This is a genomic window from Leisingera sp. ABM4_101 (assembly GCF_056158725.1).
Genome location: NZ_JBSWTV010000002.1, coordinates 3,250,737 through 3,269,567, shown reverse-complemented (window position 1 = coordinate 3,269,567; position 18,831 = coordinate 3,250,737). Strand labels below are relative to the sequence as shown.

Here is an 18,831-nt window from a genome sequence, read left to right as displayed (position 1 = left end):
TCTGCCCGGGTGCCTTACCGGGCAGCGCCTGTCCGTCCCCTGGGCGGGCGCTGTGCCTCTGCCCGCCGGCGGGGCGCTGCCCTGGCCGGGGCATTCAAAGGGGAGCGCGAACACCAGAGGGCAATCATGACCTACGGAGCCACCATTCTCGATGCTGAAGGCCTGCGGCTGACCGCAGATGAAAAGGCATTCTTCCGGGAGGCCGATCCGTTTGGGTTTATTCTGTTTGCCCGCAACCTGGAGGACGTCGAGCAGATCCAGGCCCTGTGCGATGACTTCCGCGAGGCGGTGGGCCGCAATTGCCCGATCACTATTGACCAGGAAGGCGGCCGGGTGCAGCGGCTGCGCAAACCGCTGGCGCGCAACTGGCGTCCGCCGCTGGAGCATGTGCTGATGGCGGGCGAAGATGCGGTCCGGGCGATGTACCTGCGCTACCGGCTGATTGCCCATGAGCTGCACACCCTGGGCATCGACAGCAACTGCGCCCCGATTGCCGATGTCGCCAGCGCCGCAACCCATGAGTTCCTCAAGAACCGCTGCTATGGCACCAGCGCCGGCACCGTCGCCCGCATTGCCCGGGCGGTGGCGACGGCGCATCTGGACGGCGGCGTGCTGCCGGTGCTGAAGCATATCCCAGGCCATGGCCGTGCGACTGCTGACAGCCATTTGGATCTGCCGCATGTGGGCAGCCACCCGGAGCAGCTGGAGACAAGCGATTTTGCAGCTTTTGCCGCGCTGAGCGATCTGCCGCTGGGGATGACCGCGCATCTGGTTTATGACGCTTATGACGACCGCCCGGCCACCACCTCGCCGGTGATGATGCGGCTGATCCGCGAGCGCATCGGCTTTGACGGGCTGATCATGACCGACGATATCTCGATGAAGGCGCTGCAGGGATCGCTGGCAGATAATGCCCGCGCCTCGATCGAGGCAGGCTGCGACGTGGTGCTTCTGTGCAATGCCTCGCTGGCGGAGCGTATTGCGGTGGCGGATGCAGCAGGCGCCATGACAGAGGCGGCGCAGACCCGCGCAGAGGCCGCGCTGGCGGCCCGCCGCGCGCCTGTTCCCCTTGACATTATGAGCGCTGAAAGAGAACTTGCCGCCCTCATGGGCGGGCAGGTTTATGGCTGAGCAGACACTCTTTTCACAAAGCGATACAAGCGTAGAGGACCGGCTGGCAGCCGAGGCCCTGATCGTGGATGTGGACGGGTTCGAAGGCCCGCTTGACCTGCTGCTGACGCTGTCGCGCACGCAGAAAGTCGACCTGCGCCGGATCTCTGTTCTGGAGCTGGCCAAGCAGTACTTGGCCTTTGTCGAAAAGGCCAAGGAGCTGCGCATTGAGCTGGCCGCCGACTATTTGGTTATGGCGGCCTGGCTGGCCTTCCTGAAGTCCCGCCTGCTGCTGCCCCCTGATCCGGAAGAAGAGGGGCCGTCGGGCGAGGAACTGGCCGCCCACCTGGCGTTCCAGCTGGAGCGTTTGCAGGCGATGCGCGATGCCTCGGCCCGGCTGATGGCGCGCGACCGGCTGGGCCGCGACTTCTTTGCCCGCGGCGAGGTGGAAACCGTCGCCCGGATCAAGACCGTCACCTATACCGCCAACCTGCTGGATCTGATGCAGGCCTATGCCCGTATCCGCACCAAGGAGGATTTCCGCCCCTTCGTGATGGACCGCGACTCGGTCTTCACCATGGAGGAGGCGCTGGACCGGATGCGGCACCTGTTGGGCTTTACTGGCGACTGGACCGATCTGATCAGCTATTTGCCGGACGGCTGGCACAGCGATCCGGTCAAGCGGCGCTCGGCCACTGCGGCGACCTTTGCCGCCTCGCTGCAGCTGGTCAAGGAAGGCAAGGCCGAACTGCGCCAGAGCGAAACATTTGCGCCGATCCAGCTGCGCAGCCTCGACGAGGACCATTGATGGAAGATCAGATCATGGACGGCCCCAGCGCTTCGGGCCGGACCGAAAACGACACCCTGTTTGACGCACCGCCCATGGCGGAACAGGAGCGCATGGTGGAGGCGGTGCTGTTCGCCAGTGCCGAGCCGGTCACGCTGCGCGACCTGGAGGGGCGCCTGCCGCCCGGCTGCAACCCGCGCGAGGCGCTGGAGCATCTGCGCAAGCGCTACGAGGGGCGCGGCGTGCGGGTGGTGCGTCTGGGCGATGCCTGGGCGATCCGCACCGCGCCGGACCTGGGCTTCCTGATGCAGAAGGAAACCACCGAGCTGCGCAAGCTGAGCCGTGCGGCGATCGAAACCCTGGCCATCGTTGCCTATCACCAGCCGGTGACACGGGCGGAGATCGAGGAAATCCGCGGCGTCTCGGTGTCGCGCGGCACCATCGACCAGCTGATGGAGATGGACTGGATCCGCCTGGGCCGCCGCCGGATGACGCCGGGCCGGCCGGTCACATTCGTGGTGACGCCGGATTTCCTGGATCATTTCGGGCTGGAAAGCGCCCGCGATCTGCCGGGCCTCAAGGAGCTGCGCGCCGCGGGCCTGCTGGAAAACCGCCCACCGCCAGGGGCCTTGCCGATGGGCCAGGGCGGCGACGAGGACGACGAGCCGGAAGAACAGGCGGAACTGTTCGAGGAGTGACCGGGTGCCAGCCAGGCGGCAGCTTACGGAAATGTGTTCGCAGGTTTCCGGCTGCCGGCATCCCCTATGCCCCGGAATTGTCTTATTCTGCCGTTAGAATATCGGCCAGGCAGGAATTGGGGCTGAGACGATGAACATCAACTGGATCATCAATATGGTGCTGCGGCGGCTGGTCAGCCGTGCGGTCAATGCCGGCGTGAATGCGGGCATCAACGCAGTTGCCAAACGCAGCAAGGGGCAGGGGCGTCCGCCTGTGCAGCAGGCGGGACGCTCGCGCATCCCTCCGGTCAAGCCGGGGCGCCGTCAGGGCTGAGCCGTTTGCGGCGCAGCCCCAGGGCCTCTGCCGCGCCGCTGAGCGCCAGCAGTGCAGACAGCGCCAGGCAGCCGGCAAGCCCCCAATGGCCATAGAGCAGGCCTCCGGCAAAGGGGGCCGCAAAGACGCAGATATAGGTGACGGTGCTGTAAAGCCCCATGATGGCGCCGCGCTGGGACGGGTCCAGCACGGTGAGCCGCGCCACCAGCAGGTTCAGGCCAAGATGCTGGAACACACCCCACACCATGGCTGCGCCCAGCAGCCCCAGGTAATGCGGCGCCACGGCCATCATCAGAAGGTAACTGGCGGCAATCACCAGCAGCACAGGCGCGGTGGCGCGGGCCAGCCCCAGCCGGTCCAGCAGCGGATCCAGCAGCACCGCAAACCCGAAGCCGACGCCATAGAACAGCGGCAGCAGGCCCGCCTGGGTGGTGCTGAGACCTAGCGCCTGGGTGATATGGGCGCCGGTGAAGAAATAGCTGCCGTAGAACCCCAGCATGAGCAGCGCGGTTGCCAAGAGGCCGCGCGCGATCCCCGGCACCTGCAGGGCCGTCAGCGGTGAGGTCGCCTGGCCGCTGGGGCTGCCTGCGGCGCGCAGGGTAGCGGAGGCAGCCCACAACAGCAGCGCAACACCTGCCAGCGTGCCATAGACCGCGCGCCATCCGGCCAGGTCGGTGGCCCAGGCGCTGACGCTGACGCCCAGCACCATCGACACCGTCCAGCCTGCCAGCACATAACCGAGCACCCGCGCCTCGCGCCCCTTGGGTGCAATCACCATCGCCAGCGTGTAGATCGAGGGCAGGGCCGCCCCTGCGGCCAGCCCGCAGACAGCTTGGGCTGCCATCAGCCACCCGGCACCCGGTGCCGCGGCGCTTGCCCCCAGCCCGGCCCCCAGCAGCAGGAGCGCCGCCCGCATCACCCGCCCGGCACCGATCCGGTCCCCCAATGGCGCCAGCAGCAGCGCCGCCGCCGCAACACCGAGCCCATAGGCGCTGGCGGCCCGCATCACCTCAGCTGTGGTGGCATTCAGGGTCTGGCTGACAGCCGTCACCACCGGCGACAGCAGCAGCGAGTTCGCGCCAATCACGCCAATGGCGCTCATCAGGATCAGAATCGGGGTTCGCATGGGTTTACCTCGAAGAACGTTCAGGTAACTGTGCTATGTGCTGAATCTGGTTCTGTGAAGGGCAAGCGGAAATGGCCAAGGAAAAAACAGATGAGGTTCGGAGGACTGGCGGGACCACCCGGGTTCCGGACGCATTGGACCGAAGAATATTAGGCGCGCTGAGCCGGGATGCGACGCTCTCTTACGCGGCAATCGGGCAGGAAGTCGGCCTGTCTGCGCCTGCGGTGCATGAACGGGTCAAGCGGCTGCGGGCCTCTGGTGCGATCGAGGCGACCATTGCACGGCTCGACGGCGCTGCGGTGGGCAAGCCGCTGCTGGCCTTCATCCATGTGGATACCGAGGGCTGGGGCGTGACCACCGATCTGCTGGCGCTGCAGGCAATGCCGGAACTGGAGGAGGTACACAGCTCGGCCGGGGACACCAACCTGATTCTCAAGGTCCGCGTCGCCTCTCCCAAGGCGCTGGAGGGGCTCCTGGCGCGGATCTATGAGGTCGGCTGCGTGCGAGCCACCCGCACCTATACGGTGCTGTCCACACATCTAGACCGGCCGGTGCAGGCAGGAACAACAGAGGAACTGGCCGACGGCGGGCCGGTGAAATAGACCGCCCGGCCCTCCCCCACGGGGAGGGCGCTTTCAGCACCTGCCCCGAGGCTCGGGCGCTGCCCTAACCGCGATCAGGCAGGCGACTTGAAATGCTTCGACAGTTTCAGCCCCTGACCCTGGTAGTTCGACGCAATCCCCGCGCCATAGAGCTGCTCCGGCACCTCGGCCATCTTCTCATAGACCAGCCGGCCCACAACCTGGCCATGCTCCAGCACAAACGGCGCCTCGTGGCAGCGCACCTCCAGCACCCCGCGCGAGCCGCTGCCGCCGGCGGCGTCGTGGCCGAAACCGGGATCGAAGAAACCTGCGTAATGCACCCGGAATTCGCCGACCATCGCCAGATAAGGCGCCATCTCGGCGGCAAAGGCGGGCGGGATATGCACCGCCTCGCGGCTCACCAGGATATAGAAGGCGCCGGGGTCCAGGATGATGCGGCCGTCCTTGGTGCGCACCTCTTCCCAGTATTCCTGCGGATCGTATTCGCCGATCCGGTCCAGGTCGATCACACCAGTGTGCGGCTTGGCGCGGTAGCCGACGAGGTCGGTGCCTGGCAGTTTCAGATCAACAGAGAAGCCCAGCCCGTCCTCGATCACCGCCTCGCCATCGACCAGCGGGGTGCCAGCGTGCAGCATCTTCAGTTCCGCATCCGACAATACCGCCTGGCCGGAGCGGAAGCGGATCTGGTTCAGGCGCATCCCGGGGCGTACAAGAACCGAGAAGGAGCGCGGGCAGATCTCTGCATAAAGCGGGCCGGTGTAGCCGGGCTTGATGCGGTCGAATTCCTCGCCGCCGTCGGTGATGGTGCGGGTCAGAAGGTCCAGCCGCCCGGTGGAGCTTTTGGCATTGGCGACAGCGGACACGGCCTGCGGCAGCGCCAGCCCCTCCATCAGCGGCACCACATAGACGCAGCCCTTTTCCAGCACGGCGCCATCGCTCAGGTCGATCCGGTGCATCTCAAACTCGGTCAGCCGGTCGGAAACGCTGCGGCCCTGGCCGGCCAGAAATGAGGCGCGCACCCGGTAGGCGGTATTGCCCAATCGCAGGTCGAGGCTGGCGGGCTGCACCTGGCCCGCCACCAGTGGCGTGCTGACGGTGATTTCCCCGCGTTCCAGCATCTTTTCAATGGTTTGGCTGGGCAATACGCCTGTCATGTCCTGTCCCCCTCCGCACGCCGGCTTTGCGGCGATGCTGTCCCATCCGGGCGCCCTGCGCAATCGGCAAAGCAGGCTCCGGATACGAAAACGCCCGGGTGAAAGAACACCCGGGCGTTTTTCAAATGGTCGGGCTAGCAGGACTCGAACCTGCGACCTTCCGTCCCCCAGACGGACGCGCTACCAGGCTGCGCCATAGCCCGTTGAAGAGCCTTCTAACCGTTTTCACAGCGGGGGCAAGAGGGGGCGGCAAGATTTTTTGCGGCCGCGCGAAGAAATTCAGCGCTCAGAAGCCCTTGCCCCGCCAGCCCCGGGCAGAGGCCGTTTCCCGGCGCGGGAAACGGCTCGGAAATCAAAGGATTTCCGGGCCGGAATTCGTGCCGAATTCCGGCTTGCCGGCCTCAGACCCTGTTCCGGACAAGCGCTTGCAGCTCCCCGGCGCAAGCGGCGATCTCCGCCACTGCGTGCGGCGGCAGGCGGCGGATGGCGGCCAGATGGGCCAGAACCCCGGGCCGCAGCGCAGTTGCGGGCTGCGCCGCCAGGTCCTCGCCGCTTGCAGCCGCTGCCGCCGCTTCGGTTTCTGCCGCGTCCGGGCTGTCTTGCAGCGGCTCTGGCCCGGGGGCAGGCGCCGATTCGGGTTCAGGGCTGAAACCGGCTGCGAATTCCATCGCATCTACCTGCCGTGCCGCCTGGTCCAGATCATGCGGCGGGAAAGCTGTGACTGGATCCTCTGCTGGCACCGTTGCGGAGCCTGCGTCCTCGTCGGTGCCCATAGGGGCAGCGGCGGCAACGCCGAAGTCCAGCGGCTCCTCCGGCTGCATTCCGGCGGCGGCTACCAAAGTGTCTTCAGCGGGCTCCGGTTCTGCCGGGGTGTCCGGCTGGGGCGCAAGCTCCGCCTCTGCCGTTTCTAAGGCCGGGGCTGTAGCCTCTGGGGCCGCAGCAGCGGGGTCCGTTTCCTGGCCAAAGGCAGGGAAGGGGTCTTCTGCGGTCTCCAGAGCCTCATCCGGGGTGTCCTGCGCCGTTTCGGCATGGGAGGGGGGCTCTACAGGTTCTGGCCCTGCATCCGGAGCACTCTCCTGCGCGGTTTCGGCAGCAGCCAGACCGCTGGTGTCTGCATCCGCCTCCAGCGCCTCGGCGGCAAAACTGCCGGCAAAGGAATCCTCCGCAGCTGCAGCAGGCATCTCCTCAATGCTGCCGGCGGGCTCTGGGGCGGTGTCGTCCTGGCCCGGCCTGTGATCTTCAGCTCTGTCTTCTGCTGCAGCGTCTTCCTGTGCCTCTGCCTCCGCCGGCTCTGCCGCAACGCCGGGTTCAGGCTGAGGCTCCGCAAAGGGCTGCGGGTCTTCTGCAGGCTCCGGTGCGGCGTCCGGCGCAAGCGCATCCTCTGCGCCGCCATCCGGGGTGTCCGCAAAGGCTGCAGGCGCGCTTTCAGGATCGTCCAACCCATCTCCGGGAAGGGGGGTGGCAGCTGGTTCCGGATCTGAATCCGGTTCAGTCACGCCGAGGTCCGTATCCGGCACCGCGGCCTCTGGCGAGGCCGGAGAGCCGGGTGCGGCAAAGGCCTCATCAGGGAGGGGCTGTTCCGCGGCGCCGGCTGGCTCTGTGCCTGGAATGGATGTGTCTTCCAGTCCGGCCTCCTCCGCTGCGGGGACTGGGCTGTCCTCTCCGGCCTGGTCGGCGGCGCCGAAGCCTTCACCGGGCACCGGGGGCGGGGCCTCCGCAGGCATGTCCGGAAGCGGTTCGGGCGCGGCGGCCGGGGCGTCAAGATCCATCCGCATCTGTGGCTCTTCCGCAGCAGGTTCCGGTTCGGCGGAGGGCGCCCCTGCAGCAGGCTGCTGTCCGGCCGCCGGCGTTTCCGCCGCGGGCTCCGGTTGCGGTTGCGGCTCTGCCGCGGCGCCTGCAGGCGGGTGCGGCGGGAAGCCGACCACATTGCTGCCTTCGGGGCTCAGCGGGTTCGCGTCTTCGGCGCCCAAGCCCTGGACCAGGTCCAGCGAGCTTTGCCAGTCGCTGCCCAGCGTGTCCGCGGGCGGCACCGGTGCAGTGGGTTGCGCGGGCCCGTCCAGCGGGTGCGAAAAGCTGGAGACATGGGCCACGCCATGCTCGCGCAGCAGCGCCTGCACATCCTTGATTGCCATGCCGTCGTCATGCAGCAGCTTCTTGATGCCGCCCAGCAATTGCATGTCCGCAGGCCTGTAATAGCGGCGCCCGCCGGCCCGCTTCACAGGTTTGACCTGGGTGAATTTGCTCTCCCAGAAGCGCAGAACATGCGCCTGCACGCCCAGCCAGTCCGCAACTTCACTGATGGTGCGGAACGCGTCCGGTGATTTTGACATGGCTTAAATTGTCCCGTTTACTTACGGTTGCCGTCTGCCACGCGGTCTTTCATCAGGTGGGAGGGCCGGAACGTCAGCACGCGGCGCGGCTGGATCGGCACTTCTTCGCCCGTTTTCGGGTTGCGCCCGACCCGGGCCGACTTGTCCCTTACGCTGAAAGTGCCGAACGAGGAAATCTTCACCTGTTCACCGCGCACCAGGGCATCCGACATATGTTGCAGCATGCTTTCCACCAGCTGCGCGCTTTCGTTGCGCGACAGGCCGACTTCCCGGAAAACTGCTTCGCTTAAATCCATTCGTGTCAGTGTTTTTTCGCCCATACCATTCCCCGTTGTTTTGCAAAGCATAGGGCGCAGGGAATTTCCCTGTCAATATCAATGAATTGCGCGGGGGTATTCGGGCGGCAATCCGGGATACTGCGTTACCAGCGCAGCACAACCGCGCCCCAGGCCAGGCCGCCGCCGATGGCCTCAGTCACGATCAGGTCGCCTTCCTTGATCTGGCCGCGCTGTTTGCCGACCGACAGGGCCAGCGGGATGGAAGCGGCGGAGGTGTTGCCGTGATCCTGCACGGTTACCACCACGTTGTCCATGCTGAGGCCCATTTTCTTGGCGGTGCCCTGGATGATGCGGATATTGGCCTGATGCGGCACAATCCAGTCGACATCCGCGGCCGAAAGGCCTGCGCGGTCCAGCGCGGTATTCGCGGTGGAGGCGAGTTTCTCGACTGCGTGGCGGAACACCTGGTTGCCCTGCATCCGCAGGTGGCCGGTCGAATTGGTGGAGACGCCGCCGTCGACGTACAGCAGATCCTTGTAGCGGCCGTCGGAGTTCAGGTCGGTGGCCAGGATGCCGCGGTCCTTATTGGTGCCGGCCAGTTCCTGCGCTTCCAAAAGCAGCGCGCCGGCGCCGTCGCCGAACAGCACGCAGGTGGAGCGGTCGGTCCAGTCCATGATCCGGCTGAAGGTTTCCGCCCCGATCACCATCACGCGGGTTGCCTGGCCCGAAGCAATCAGCGCGCTGGCGTTGGACAGCGCATAGACGAAGCCCGCGCAGACCGCCTGCACGTCAAAGGCAAAGCCCGATGTCATGCCCAGCTTGGATTGCACCATGGTGGCGGCGGAAGGGAAAGTCAGGTCCGGGGTAGAGGTGGCCACAACGATAGCATCCACATCATCCGCCGTCAGGCCAGCGTCCGCCAAAGCGCGTTCCGCTGCCTTGGCGGCCATATCCGATGTGGTCTCTCCCTCAGCGGCAAAATGGCGGCGTTCGATGCCGGAGCGGCTGCGGATCCATTCATCCGTCGTGTCCAGCGTGGCTTCGAATTCCGCGTTTTCAACCACCCGTTCGGGAAGATAATGTCCGGTGCCAACAACAACCGCGCGTCGCGTCATTCGTCTGCCTGCCTATTCAGTCTTTTTCGGTGGCCGCCCGCAGCGTGCGGGAGGCATTATTATCTTGGGTATGCGCGCCTGCAGATGCAACCCGCGCGGCCAGTTTTTCGGCGAAACCATGCTGCGCCAAGCGGAACGCCAGCTTGACTGCCGCAGAGACGCCCATGGCATCGGCGCCGCCGTGCGATTTCACCACAGTGCCGTTGAGGCCCAGGAACACGCCGCCGTTGACGCGGCGCGGGTCCATCCGTTTGGACAGGCGTTTCAGCGAGGTCATCGCCAGCAGGGCGGCAATCTTGGACAGGAAAGAATATCCAAATGCCTCCCGCAGCGCGGTGCGCATCAGGCTGGCGGTGCCTTCGCCGGTCTTGATTGCGACATTGCCGGTAAAGCCGTCGGTCACGATCACATCGGCGATATCGCCGGGGATGTCGCTGCCTTCGACAAAGCCGACAAATTCATAATTTGCCTGCTCGGCTTGTTCTGAGATCAGCCCATAGGCTTCTTTCAGCTCGGCGCGGCCCTTGTGCTCTTCGGTGCCGACATTCAGCAGGCCCACCCGGGGGCGGGCAATGTCCATCGAGTTGCGCACGTAGGAGGTGCCCATCAGGGCGAACTGCAGCAGATCCTCGGCATCCGCCTTCACGTCGGCGCCCACATCCAGCATCACGTTGAAGCCTTGCGGGTTCAGCGAGGGCCAGAGGATTGCAATGGCGGGGCGGTTGACGCCTGGCAGCTTGCGCAGGCGCAGCATCGACAGCGCCATCAGCGCGCCGGTATTGCCGCAGGAAACCGCACCGGAAGCCTCGCCGTTCTTGACCGCGTCCAGAGCCGACCACATCGAGGTGCCCTTGCCGTTGCGCATCACCTGGGAGGGTTTGTCCTCCATAGTGACCACATCGCGCACATCGCGAATCTCAACGCGGCCTTTCAGGGCGCGCTTCTTGGCAACCAGCGGTTTCAGCTGATCTGCAGGCCCGTGCAGGATGAACCCGATGTCCGGGTTCTTTTCCGCAGACATGGCAATGCCGGCCACCACAACTGCGGGGCCGGCGTCTCCGCCCATGGCGTCAACAGAAATAGTGATGCGGCCGGCTTTTGCCTGATTTTGATCGGGTTTACCCGTCATGCGAAAGCCTGCCTGGCATCAGGATCCTGTCCGTGGCTTACGCCGCGTCCTCGTCGATCTCGATCTCGTCTGCAGCTGCGACGATTTCTTTATCGTCGTAGTGGCCGCAGGAGGGGCACACGTGGTGCGGGCGCTTCAGCTCGCCGCAGTTGCCGCATTCGTTCGGGTTCGCAGCAACCAGTGCATCGTGCGCGCGGCGGTTGTTGCGGCGCGATTTGGATACTTTGTTCTGTTGGACGGCCATGTCTCAACCTTTGTCTGTTTGGGCCTTGGGGCCATCCCCGCGGCGCGATTGCATTCTGTTCGATCAGTCTGACGTGCGTTTAGGCGTCTGCCCTAGCATTGTCCAACCAAAAATTCCGATGAGCGCGCGAAAATACTGCGAATCTCCGGCGGCGCAAGGTGTTTTTTAAGACAGGGGCGCAGGCGGCGCCAGACAGAATTTTCTGCGCTGCAAAAATTCTGCCTTCAGTCCTTATCTTTCAATTGGCCGCGCAGGGCGGCAAGGCCCGCAAACGGCCGGGTGTCCTCGTCCCGCATCGGCTGCACGCCGTCCTCGGCATAGACAGCTTCGCCCAGTTCGGCGCCGTCCTTGCGCGGATAGGCGGGGATATGCAGCGCCAGCGCCTCTGCCATCACCGCGGCGGGGTCGATGTGGCTGCCCAGCGACTCGATGCTGTCGTCCTCTGGCATTTCCACCTCGGCGCCTTCCGGCGTCTCGATGCGGGCCAGATAGGTCAGCCGGACATCTTCGTCGATGCGCGTGGTCACTGGTTCCAGCGTCACCACGCAATCCTGCACCACAGTGGCGCCCAGGCGGCCGGTCAGCTGCCAGTCGCGCTTGCCCATCGCCTTGATCTCGCCGGTAAAGCGCATTTTGCGCAGGCCGTTCACGCCGAACTCCGCCGCCAGTGCGGCAAGCTGTGCCTTGTCCGGGACAATCTCAAATGCGGTCGGGGTGTTCTGCGGCAGGTCCGCAACCCGCAAAGCGGTGCTCTCAGACATGTTAGGGGACTTTCGTTTCTTGAACCGGAGGCGGTCATTAGGTAATCGGGTTCAAAGACGTATTCAAGCCGCGCGGTGCTGCGGCAGCTGGGGGGCAGTCATGGTTGCAACGGGAAATCACTGGAAGCGGGTTCTGCGCGGCGCGGTCTTTGCGGCGGCGGGCCTGGCCCTGGCCGCCTGTGCCTCGGTCTACCGCAAGCATGGCTACGTGCCGGCGCCGGACCAGCTGGCCGAAGTGGTGCCGGGCATCGACACCAGGGATTCGGTGGCGGAAACCATTGGCATCCCGTCCTCGACCGGCGTGCTGAACGAAAGCGGCTATTACTATGTCGCTACCCGCTTCCGCCACTATGGTGCCGCGGCGCCGAAACCGGTGGCGCGCGACCTGGTGGCGATCAGCTTTGATGCGCAGGGCGTGGTGCAGGCGGTGCAGCGCTACAGCCTGGAAGACGGCAAGGTGGTGCCGCTGGAGCGCCGGGTGACCAGCTCCAGCGTGCAGGACAGCACCTTCCTGCGCCAGCTTTTGGGCAGCCTGGGCAACTTTGGTCCCGACCAGTTCCTGCAGGACCAGTAACCCTGGCGGCGGCAGCGTCACCGCTTTGTGACGGCGCCTGCGGCGGGGGCTGTTGCAAAGAGCGGGGAGGCTGCAATGGCAGAGCCTGACGTGCTGCTGAGCAAAGGCCGCTACCGCGCCCGGCTGGCGGCGGGGGCCGCCGATGTGGCTGCAGCGCAGGCTTTGCGCAGCCTGTGTTTCCGCACCGCAGCGCCGGACCGGGATAGTTATGACAGCCTGTGCGCCCATGTTCTGGTTGAGGACCGGCAAAGCGGTGAACTGGTCTGCTGCTTCCGGCTGCTGCTGCTGGAGAGCGGGGCAGAACTGGCGCGCAGCTATGCGGCGCAGTTCTACGGACTTGGCGCCTTGCAGGGGTTTACGGGGCGGATGGCGGAGCTGGGCCGGTTCTGTGTCAGCCCGGACCGGACTGACCCGGACATCCTGCGCATTGCCTGGGGCGCGCTGACAGGTGTTGCCGATGCCCGGGGGGTGCAGATGCTGTTTGGCTGCTCGTCTTTTGCCGGCACCTTTGCGGAACCTTACCTGGATGCCTTTGCGCTGCTGGGGCACCGGCATCTGGCGCCGCAGTGCTGGCGGCCGCGGGTGAAAGCGCGCGAGGTGGTGCGCTTTGCCGCCGGGCCGCAGCAGGCGCCGGATGTGAAACGGGCGATGCAGGTGATGCCGCCCTTGCTGCGGACCTATCTGGCGATGGGCGGCTGGGTCAGCGATCATGCGGTGGTGGACCGGCAGATGGATACGCTGCATGTGTTCACCGGGCTGGAGACCGGCGCCATTCCCGCGGCCCGCAAACGGCTGCTGCGGGCGGTGGCCGGGGGAATTTGAGTATTTTCGGCAAGATGAAAGGGGAGCGTTGACGCGCCTTTGCAGCCGGTTTAGCTGGCTGCTATGGCACGTATTCCTCTTTTGCAGATGTCCGGTATCTCGCTGACCTTCGGGGGCGATCCGGTTTTTTCAGGTCTTGATCTGGTGGTGCAGCCCGGCGACCGGGTGGCGCTGGTGGGCCGCAACGGTTCCGGAAAATCCACCCTGATGAAGGTGATGGCGGGAATTGTTGAAGCCGATCAGGGCGACATCGTGGTGCCGCCGGGCAAATCGGTCGGCTATATGGAGCAGGACCCGAAGATGGAGGGGTTTGCGACGCTCGGCGATTTTGCTGCCAGCGAGCTGGACCCCGGCGAAATGTACAAGGTGGAGCGCGCGGGCGAGGGGCTGAAGTTCGATCCGGCGCGCCCGGTTGAAACCGCCTCGGGCGGGGAGCGGCGCCGTGCGGCCTTGGCCAAGCTGATGGCCGAGGCGCCGGATCTGATGCTGCTGGACGAGCCGACCAACCATCTGGATATCGAGGCGATCACCTGGCTGGAGAACGAGCTCAAAAACACCCGTGCAGCCTTTGTGCTGATCTCCCACGACCGGGCGTTTCTGCGGGCGCTGACCCGCGCCACCCTGTGGGTGGACCGCGGCGAGGTGCGCCGTCAGGAAAAGGGGTTTGAGCATTTCGAGGCCTGGCGCGACAAGGTCTGGGAAGACGAGGACATGCAGCGCCACAAGCTGAACCGGCTGATCAAGTCGGAAAGCCGCTGGGCGGTAGAAGGGATTTCCGCGCGCCGCAAGCGCAACATGGGGCGCGTCAGGGCGCTGCAGGATCTGAAGGCGGAGCGCGCAGGCCAGATCAAACGGCAGGGCACCGCCGAGATGGCGCTGGAAGCCGGTCCCAAGTCGGGCCGCAAAGTGATAGAAGCCGAGGAGCTGAGCAAGGCCTTTGGCGGCAAGCCGATTGTGCAGAACTTCTCGCTGAAGGTGCAGCGCGGCGACCGGGTGGCCTTTGTCGGCCCCAATGGCGCGGGCAAGACGACGCTGCTGAAAATGCTGCTGGGTATGGAAGCGCCGGATGAGGGCGCGGTGCAGCTGGGCACCAATCTGGAAATTGCACTGTTTGATCAGACCCGCGACCAGCTGGATGGCAATTCGAGCCTATGGGAGAACCTGACCGCAGACCCCTTGCTGGGGATTTCCGGCAAGGCGGATCAGGTGATGGTGCGCGGCCAGCCCAAGCATGTGGTGGGCTATCTGAAGGAATTCCTGTTTGATGAGCGCCAGGCGCGCGCACCCGTGCGCTCCTTGTCGGGCGGCGAGAAGGCGCGGCTGCTGTTGGCGCGGCTGATGGCGCGGTCCTCGAACCTGCTGGTCTTGGACGAACCCACCAACGATCTGGACGTGGAGACGCTGGACCTCTTGCAGGAGCTGCTGGACAGTTATGACGGCACCGTGCTGCTGGTCAGCCACGACCGGGATTTCCTGGACCGGGTGGCAACCACCACCATTGCGATGGAAGGCAATGGCCGGGCCACGGCCTATGCCGGTGGCTGGAGCGACTATATTGCGCAGCGCGGGCCGCTGGAGGTTGCCGGCAAGGCGGAGAAGGTGAAGCCTGCGAAAGCCAAACCCAAGCAGGAGAGCCAGCCCAAGGAGGGCCTGAGCTTCAAGGAAAAGCACCGGCTGGAGGCGCTGCCCGGTGAGATCGAACGGCTGGAAGCAGAGATCGGCAAGCTGCAGGAGCTGATGAGCGATCCGGAGCTGTTCACCCGCGAGCCGGTGAAGTTCAAGAAGGCCACCGAGGCGCTGGTGGAGCGGCAGGAGAAGCTGGCCGCAGCTGAAGAGGAGTGGCTGGAATTGGAGGAGAAGGCCGGCGGCTGAGGCAGCTCTTCCGGTTAGGTCAGCACGTCTGACCAAATGTTTCGCGCGCGAAACATTTGGTCAAAGTTGCTGCCGTAAAACTTTGAAATTTATTAGGAAATGTAAGGCAGGTGTTAAGGCGGCGGGCGGCGGCTTTACCGTTTGATTACCCGCGCCGGGGGCGAGCCGGATTGCCGGTGACGGTCGCTCCGGCGGCAACGTCTTTGGTCACCACTGCGCCAGCGCCCACGATGGCACCGTCGCCGATGGTGACCCCGGGCAGGATGATCGCTCCGCCGCCGATCCATACATCTGCGCCAAGGGTGACGGGATAGGCAATCTCCAGCCCCTTGGCCCGCAACGCCCTGTTTTTGTGGTGCTGGGCGCAGTAGATCTGCACGTTCGGCCCCAGCATGGTCCCGTCGCCGATGCTGACGGGGGCGGTGTCCAGAATAGTGCAGCCCGCGTTCATGTAGACGTTGTTTCCGAGGGTGATGTTGATGCCGTAAGCGCAGTGAAACGGTGCCTCGATCAGGCAGTTTTCACCGTGGGCGGCAAAGAGTGCAGCCAAGGCTGGGCTGAGGGTTTCAGCCGGATCAGGGGGTGCTGTGTTGTGCTGATGCACCGCAACCCGGGCCTGATGGCGCAACGCCGCCAGTTCGCTGTCCAGGCAACAGTACCACTCGCCTGCCTGCATTTTCTGCCGTTCTGTCCTGGTCATCGGGGCCTCCTGGCGGGGAGTGAAGGACCGGCGGGCGGGATTGTCAATTGCCGGGTGGGCTCCCGCGCCCGCAGGCGCCCTGGCTGCGCCAAGGCGCCTTGGTGCGGCCTTGGGCCGGGCACCGCTGGCGCGGTGCCGGGCCGGCGGCCAGGTCAGGCGGTCTGGGTCATTTCATTGAGGGTGAAGGCGGCCACTGCGCCCTCTGTTGCGGCCATATAGGCGGCCAGGTGCGGCGCGTTCATGTGCTGCTGCCACAGCTCCCGCGTTTCCCAGGTTTCGTAGAACACAAAGAAGCCGGGCGTCTGGTTGTCCTGGTGCAGGTCATAGCGGATGCAGCCTTCCTCGGCGCGGGTGATGGGCACCAGCTTTTCGAGTTCGGCTTTGACCAGGGCTTCTTTGCCGGGCTGGGCGGTGATCTGGGCGAGAATGGTCAGGGCCATTTGGGCCTCCTGTGCTTGAGTGGTTTGACGGGAGGGGATATGGAGGTGCGGTATTTTTTGCGCAAAAACGCACGTTTTGTGAAGGTAGGCACCAAATGGATACTGTGAGCGGCAGGGACGCCCGGACAGCCCGGTTCGAGACCTATGATTGCAGCGGCGGCTGCCCGGTGGAGGCGGCGCTGGAGCAGATTTCGGGCAAGTGGAAGGGGCTGATCGTCTATCACCTGCTGCCCGGCACCCTGCGGTTCAACGCCTTGGGGCGGGCGCTGGGGGATGTGACCCAGCGCAGCCTGACCAAGCAGCTGCGGGAGCTGGAGGCGGATGGCATCGTGCACCGCAAGGTCTATGCCGAGGTGCCGCCGCGGGTGGAATACAGCCTGACCGCCAAGGGGCAGGCGCTGCGTCCGGTGATCGAGGCGCTGGCAGCCTGGGGTGCCCGGCCGGACGGCTGAAACGGAGGGTTGGCAGCGTGCTCCCGCGCCCGCAGGCCCCTGGCTGCGCCACGGCGCCTTTGTGCGGCTTTGGGCCGAGCACCGCTGCCGCGGTGCGGAGGTTCTGCTGAGAAGCGCTTGAGGGGCAGCTGTGCCCCTCAAGGCGCCATGCCGAGTGTGTGTTCTGTTGAGGCTGCCTCAAGGATAAACCGTGCTGCGCACGGCGGCTGTGCCGTCCTTGACCCACCCTCAACGGAGGGGGCTTAGCGCATGCGCAGAGCGCCGTCGATGCGGATGACTTCGCCGTTCAGGTAGCCCATCTCGACGATGAAACCGGCGAGGCGGCCGTATTCGCGCGGATCGCCCAGGCGGGCGGGGTTGGGGACGTCGGCCGCCAGCTGCTGCTGCACCTCTTCCGGCAGGCCGGCCAGCATCGGGGTCATGAAGATGCCGGGTGCGATGGTCATCACCCGGATGCCGGAAGACGCGAGATCGCGCGCCATCGGCAGGCACATGCCGGCAACGCCGCCCTTGGAGGCAGCATAGGCGGCCTGGCCCTTTTGCCCGTCGAAGGCCGCGATGGAGGCGGTGTTGATGATCACGCCGCGGGCGTTGTCCGCGTCGGGTGTGTTCTTGGCAATCTCGACAGCGGCGAGGCGGGCGACGTTGAAGGTGCCGACCAGGTTGATGTCGATGGTGCGCTTGTAGGCGTCCAGCGGATGCGCGCCCTCTTTGCCGACGGTTTTGGCGCCAATGGCAATGCCCGCGCAGTTCACGCAGGCGGTGATCTTGCCCATCTTCCCGGCGGCGTGGGCGATGGCGGCGGAAACCGAGTCTTCGCTGGTCACGTCGGTCTGGGTGAAGTGGCCGCCGATATCCTCTGCCACTTGGGTGCCGCGCTCTGCGTCGCGGTCGAGGATGGTGACCTGGGCGCCTTGATCGGCGAAATAGCGCGCGGTGGCCTCACCCAGGCCGGAGGCGCCGCCGGTGATGACGGCTGCGGTGTCTGCAAGTTTCATGAGCGGGGCTCCTCCCGGTTATCTGAACATGTGTTCATATAATGGAGGGGGCCGGTGCCTGTCCAGCGGGACGGGACGTCGCGGAAAGCCAGGGCGCCTGTCAGGCCATTTGCCGCCTGTCGAGCAGCGCCAGCGGGCGCAACAGGCGGCCCAGCGGCGGCCAAAGGCCCCAGGTGCCGCCCAGGCGATGGAGTGACGCGCCGGTGCCGAGTTTAAAGCGGGCAAGGCCGGCCGCCGCGTCCTCTGTATTGATGAGGCCGAGGTCGAGGCGGCAGATGCCCTTGGCGGCGAGCCAATTGGCGGCCTCCCACAGCAGGAGGGGGTGGGCGCTGAGCAGTTTGCCGCGCGCGGTGGTGTGAGCGATGTGGTAGGTGGCGGCGGCGCCATGGGTGAGGATCAGGATGGCGGCGACAGGTTCCTTGCCCTCAAACGCCTGGAACAGCTTGACCTGGCCTTTGTTCTCGCGCCCGTAGGCGAGGGTGAGGGGGATGGGCCAGCTGCGGTAGCCGCGCTGGGTTTGCTGCGCAGCGTCGGCCCGGAACAGCCAGTGGCGCACGTCATGCGGCAGGTTCTGGCGGGTGAGGCGGAGGTTTTGCGCTTCGCCATGCTTCAGGCGGTTGCGCCATTTTTGATGCAAGGCTGCGCGGCGCTGGTCCGGATCGCCTGTCAGGTCCCAGAGCGCGGTGTGGGCCGGCGTGGCCAGTGGCACGGCGCCGAGGCGGGAGAGATGCGGTGCCGGGGATTCGGGTGACAGGATCAGCGGGGTGCGGGCGAGGCCGCCTGAACGCAGGGCAGCCATCAGGGGGGCAGGGTCGCAAAGGTCTGCCCGGTTCACCATCGCCAGCCGCAGCCCGCCGCGCAGGCGCCGGCGCAGGACCAAAGTGCCCTCCAGCAGCAGAGGGTCCTGACCGCAGGCCATCAGCGCGCGGGCAAACTCCGGCGATTGCTGGAGGGCGCGTGGCTGAGGGCGGCTGGTTGCCGCTGCGGGCAAATCAGGGTCGGGAGCACTGTCGAACATGGCTCCATTAACGCGCCGGAAACCTAATTCATGGTTAACTCCGGGTATGAAACAAGCAAAACAGATCATGGGGCAGGCGGCCGCCGCCCCGCGGATGACCAAGGCGGCGGCTTTGCTGATTGCAATCGGCCTGTCGGTGCCGGTGTTTCTGGTGCTGACGCTGGTGGAAGCGCTGTTTTTCTGAGGCAGGATGATTTGCTGAGAGGCGCTTAAGGGCAGGTCTGCCCTTAAGCGCCCTTACGAGGGTATCCCGGCCATCCCCGCCTCAAGGGTGAACCGTGCTAAGCACGGCCGCTGTTGCGGCCCTT

Annotated in this window: 22 protein-coding genes and 1 tRNA gene; 10 read left to right on the top strand and 13 right to left on the bottom strand. The window is 65.6% G+C overall.

Annotation, left to right across the window (positions count from 1 at the left end; translation table 11 throughout):
* Positions 1-126 precede the first annotated feature (126 nt).
* The 4 genes from nagZ to ACXAEK_RS17165 all read left to right on the top strand — a co-directional run bounded on the left by nagZ (position 127) and on the right by ACXAEK_RS17165 (position 2,908).
* Positions 127-1,131: a beta-N-acetylhexosaminidase gene (gene nagZ / locus ACXAEK_RS17180; protein ID WP_475043719.1), complete on the top strand. Its 1,005-nt coding sequence runs from the start codon at positions 127-129 to the stop codon at positions 1,129-1,131.
* Positions 1,124-1,918, top strand: a complete 795-nt coding sequence (locus ACXAEK_RS17175; protein ID WP_475043718.1) for a segregation and condensation protein A — start codon at positions 1,124-1,126, stop codon at positions 1,916-1,918. The genes nagZ and ACXAEK_RS17175 overlap by 8 nt, the downstream gene beginning before the upstream one ends.
* Positions 1,918-2,595, top strand: coding sequence for an SMC-Scp complex subunit ScpB (scpB, locus tag ACXAEK_RS17170; protein WP_475043717.1), 678 nt, complete (start codon positions 1,918-1,920; stop codon positions 2,593-2,595). Before ACXAEK_RS17175 ends, scpB begins: the two co-directional genes overlap by 1 nt.
* Positions 2,596-2,725: 130 nt before the next feature.
* Positions 2,726-2,908 carry a hypothetical protein gene (locus ACXAEK_RS17165; protein ID WP_475043716.1) on the top strand — a complete coding sequence of 61 codons (183 nt, stop codon included), beginning with the start codon at positions 2,726-2,728 and terminating at the stop codon, positions 2,906-2,908.
* Here the strand turns inward: ACXAEK_RS17165 and ACXAEK_RS17160 are convergent.
* Entirely contained in the window at positions 2,883-4,034 is a 1,152-nt protein-coding gene (locus tag ACXAEK_RS17160) for an MFS transporter (protein WP_475043714.1), read from the bottom strand. The two genes, ACXAEK_RS17165 and ACXAEK_RS17160, sit on opposite strands and share 26 nt — an antisense overlap.
* A 71-nt stretch (positions 4,035-4,105) precedes the next feature.
* Between ACXAEK_RS17160 and ACXAEK_RS17155 the strand changes: the two genes are divergently transcribed.
* Complete coding sequence (locus tag ACXAEK_RS17155; protein ID WP_475043713.1) at positions 4,106-4,636, top strand: Lrp/AsnC family transcriptional regulator; 531 nt, start codon at positions 4,106-4,108, stop codon at positions 4,634-4,636.
* 74 nt (positions 4,637-4,710) lie between these two features.
* On the opposite strand, the gene ACXAEK_RS17150 is transcribed toward ACXAEK_RS17155, so the two are convergent.
* The 8 genes from ACXAEK_RS17150 to ACXAEK_RS17115 all read right to left on the bottom strand — a co-directional run bounded on the left by ACXAEK_RS17150 (position 4,711) and on the right by ACXAEK_RS17115 (position 11,647).
* Positions 4,711-5,790: a 2'-deoxycytidine 5'-triphosphate deaminase gene (locus tag ACXAEK_RS17150; protein WP_475043711.1), complete on the bottom strand. Its 1,080-nt coding sequence runs from the start codon at positions 5,788-5,790 to the stop codon at positions 4,711-4,713.
* Positions 5,791-5,916: 126 nt separating this feature from the next.
* Positions 5,917-5,993 (bottom strand) — tRNA-Pro (locus ACXAEK_RS17145).
* Between the two features lie 198 nt (positions 5,994-6,191).
* Positions 6,192-8,120 carry a MerR family transcriptional regulator gene (locus ACXAEK_RS17140; RefSeq protein ID WP_475043710.1) on the bottom strand — a complete coding sequence of 643 codons (1,929 nt, stop codon included), beginning with the start codon at positions 8,118-8,120 and terminating at the stop codon, positions 6,192-6,194.
* 17 nt (positions 8,121-8,137) lie between these two features.
* A complete protein-coding gene (gene ihfA, locus ACXAEK_RS17135) occupies positions 8,138-8,440 on the bottom strand; it encodes an integration host factor subunit alpha (protein WP_008207184.1) in 303 nt (100 codons plus the stop codon).
* A gap of 101 nt (positions 8,441-8,541) precedes the next feature.
* Entirely contained in the window at positions 8,542-9,513 is a 972-nt protein-coding gene (locus tag ACXAEK_RS17130; RefSeq protein ID WP_475043709.1) for a beta-ketoacyl-ACP synthase III, read from the bottom strand.
* 16 nt (positions 9,514-9,529) lie between these two features.
* Positions 9,530-10,642 (bottom strand): phosphate acyltransferase PlsX, encoded by a 1,113-nt coding sequence (gene plsX, locus ACXAEK_RS17125; protein WP_475043708.1) that lies wholly within the window; start codon positions 10,640-10,642, stop codon positions 9,530-9,532.
* A gap of 37 nt (positions 10,643-10,679) precedes the next feature.
* The gene (rpmF, locus tag ACXAEK_RS17120; RefSeq protein ID WP_008558107.1) at positions 10,680-10,886 is read right to left on the bottom strand and encodes a 50S ribosomal protein L32; all 207 of its coding nucleotides are present in this window, start codon (positions 10,884-10,886) and stop codon (positions 10,680-10,682) included.
* Positions 10,887-11,110: 224 nt separating this feature from the next.
* Positions 11,111-11,647: a YceD family protein gene (locus tag ACXAEK_RS17115; RefSeq protein ID WP_475043706.1), complete on the bottom strand. Its 537-nt coding sequence runs from the start codon at positions 11,645-11,647 to the stop codon at positions 11,111-11,113.
* Positions 11,648-11,747: 100 nt separating this feature from the next.
* Between ACXAEK_RS17115 and ACXAEK_RS17110 the strand changes: the two genes are divergently transcribed.
* From ACXAEK_RS17110 to ACXAEK_RS17100, 3 genes are all read left to right on the top strand, one after another.
* On the top strand, positions 11,748-12,221 hold the full coding sequence (locus ACXAEK_RS17110) for an outer membrane protein assembly factor BamE (RefSeq protein WP_475043705.1): 474 nt from the start codon (positions 11,748-11,750) through the stop codon (positions 12,219-12,221).
* Between the two features lie 75 nt (positions 12,222-12,296).
* On the top strand, positions 12,297-13,043 hold the full coding sequence (locus ACXAEK_RS17105; protein ID WP_475043704.1) for a GNAT family N-acetyltransferase: 747 nt from the start codon (positions 12,297-12,299) through the stop codon (positions 13,041-13,043).
* Between the two features lie 63 nt (positions 13,044-13,106).
* Complete coding sequence (locus ACXAEK_RS17100; protein WP_475043702.1) at positions 13,107-14,915, top strand: ABC-F family ATP-binding cassette domain-containing protein; 1,809 nt, start codon at positions 13,107-13,109, stop codon at positions 14,913-14,915.
* A 145-nt stretch (positions 14,916-15,060) separates the two neighbouring features.
* Here the strand turns inward: ACXAEK_RS17100 and ACXAEK_RS17095 are convergent, their stop codons facing one another.
* On the bottom strand, positions 15,061-15,615 hold the full coding sequence (locus tag ACXAEK_RS17095) for a sugar O-acetyltransferase (RefSeq protein ID WP_475043700.1): 555 nt from the start codon (positions 15,613-15,615) through the stop codon (positions 15,061-15,063).
* A 152-nt stretch (positions 15,616-15,767) separates the two neighbouring features.
* The gene (locus ACXAEK_RS17090) at positions 15,768-16,055 is read right to left on the bottom strand and encodes a putative quinol monooxygenase (RefSeq protein ID WP_475043699.1); all 288 of its coding nucleotides are present in this window, start codon (positions 16,053-16,055) and stop codon (positions 15,768-15,770) included.
* A gap of 95 nt (positions 16,056-16,150) precedes the next feature.
* On the opposite strand from ACXAEK_RS17090, the gene ACXAEK_RS17085 reads away from it, so the two are divergent.
* Entirely contained in the window at positions 16,151-16,507 is a 357-nt protein-coding gene (locus ACXAEK_RS17085) for a winged helix-turn-helix transcriptional regulator (protein WP_475043697.1), read from the top strand.
* Positions 16,508-16,749: 242 nt separating this feature from the next.
* Here ACXAEK_RS17085 and ACXAEK_RS17080 read toward each other — a convergent pair whose 3' ends face one another.
* Both ACXAEK_RS17080 and ACXAEK_RS17075 read right to left on the bottom strand, forming a co-directional pair.
* A complete protein-coding gene (locus ACXAEK_RS17080; protein ID WP_475043696.1) occupies positions 16,750-17,505 on the bottom strand; it encodes an SDR family NAD(P)-dependent oxidoreductase in 756 nt (251 codons plus the stop codon).
* A 100-nt stretch (positions 17,506-17,605) separates the two neighbouring features.
* On the bottom strand, positions 17,606-18,523 hold the full coding sequence (locus ACXAEK_RS17075; protein WP_475043694.1) for a GNAT family N-acetyltransferase: 918 nt from the start codon (positions 18,521-18,523) through the stop codon (positions 17,606-17,608).
* A 46-nt stretch (positions 18,524-18,569) separates the two neighbouring features.
* Between ACXAEK_RS17075 and ACXAEK_RS17070 the strand changes: the two genes are divergently transcribed.
* Entirely contained in the window at positions 18,570-18,707 is a 138-nt protein-coding gene (locus ACXAEK_RS17070; protein ID WP_475043693.1) for a hypothetical protein, read from the top strand.
* The last annotated feature ends 124 nt before the right edge of the window (positions 18,708-18,831 follow it).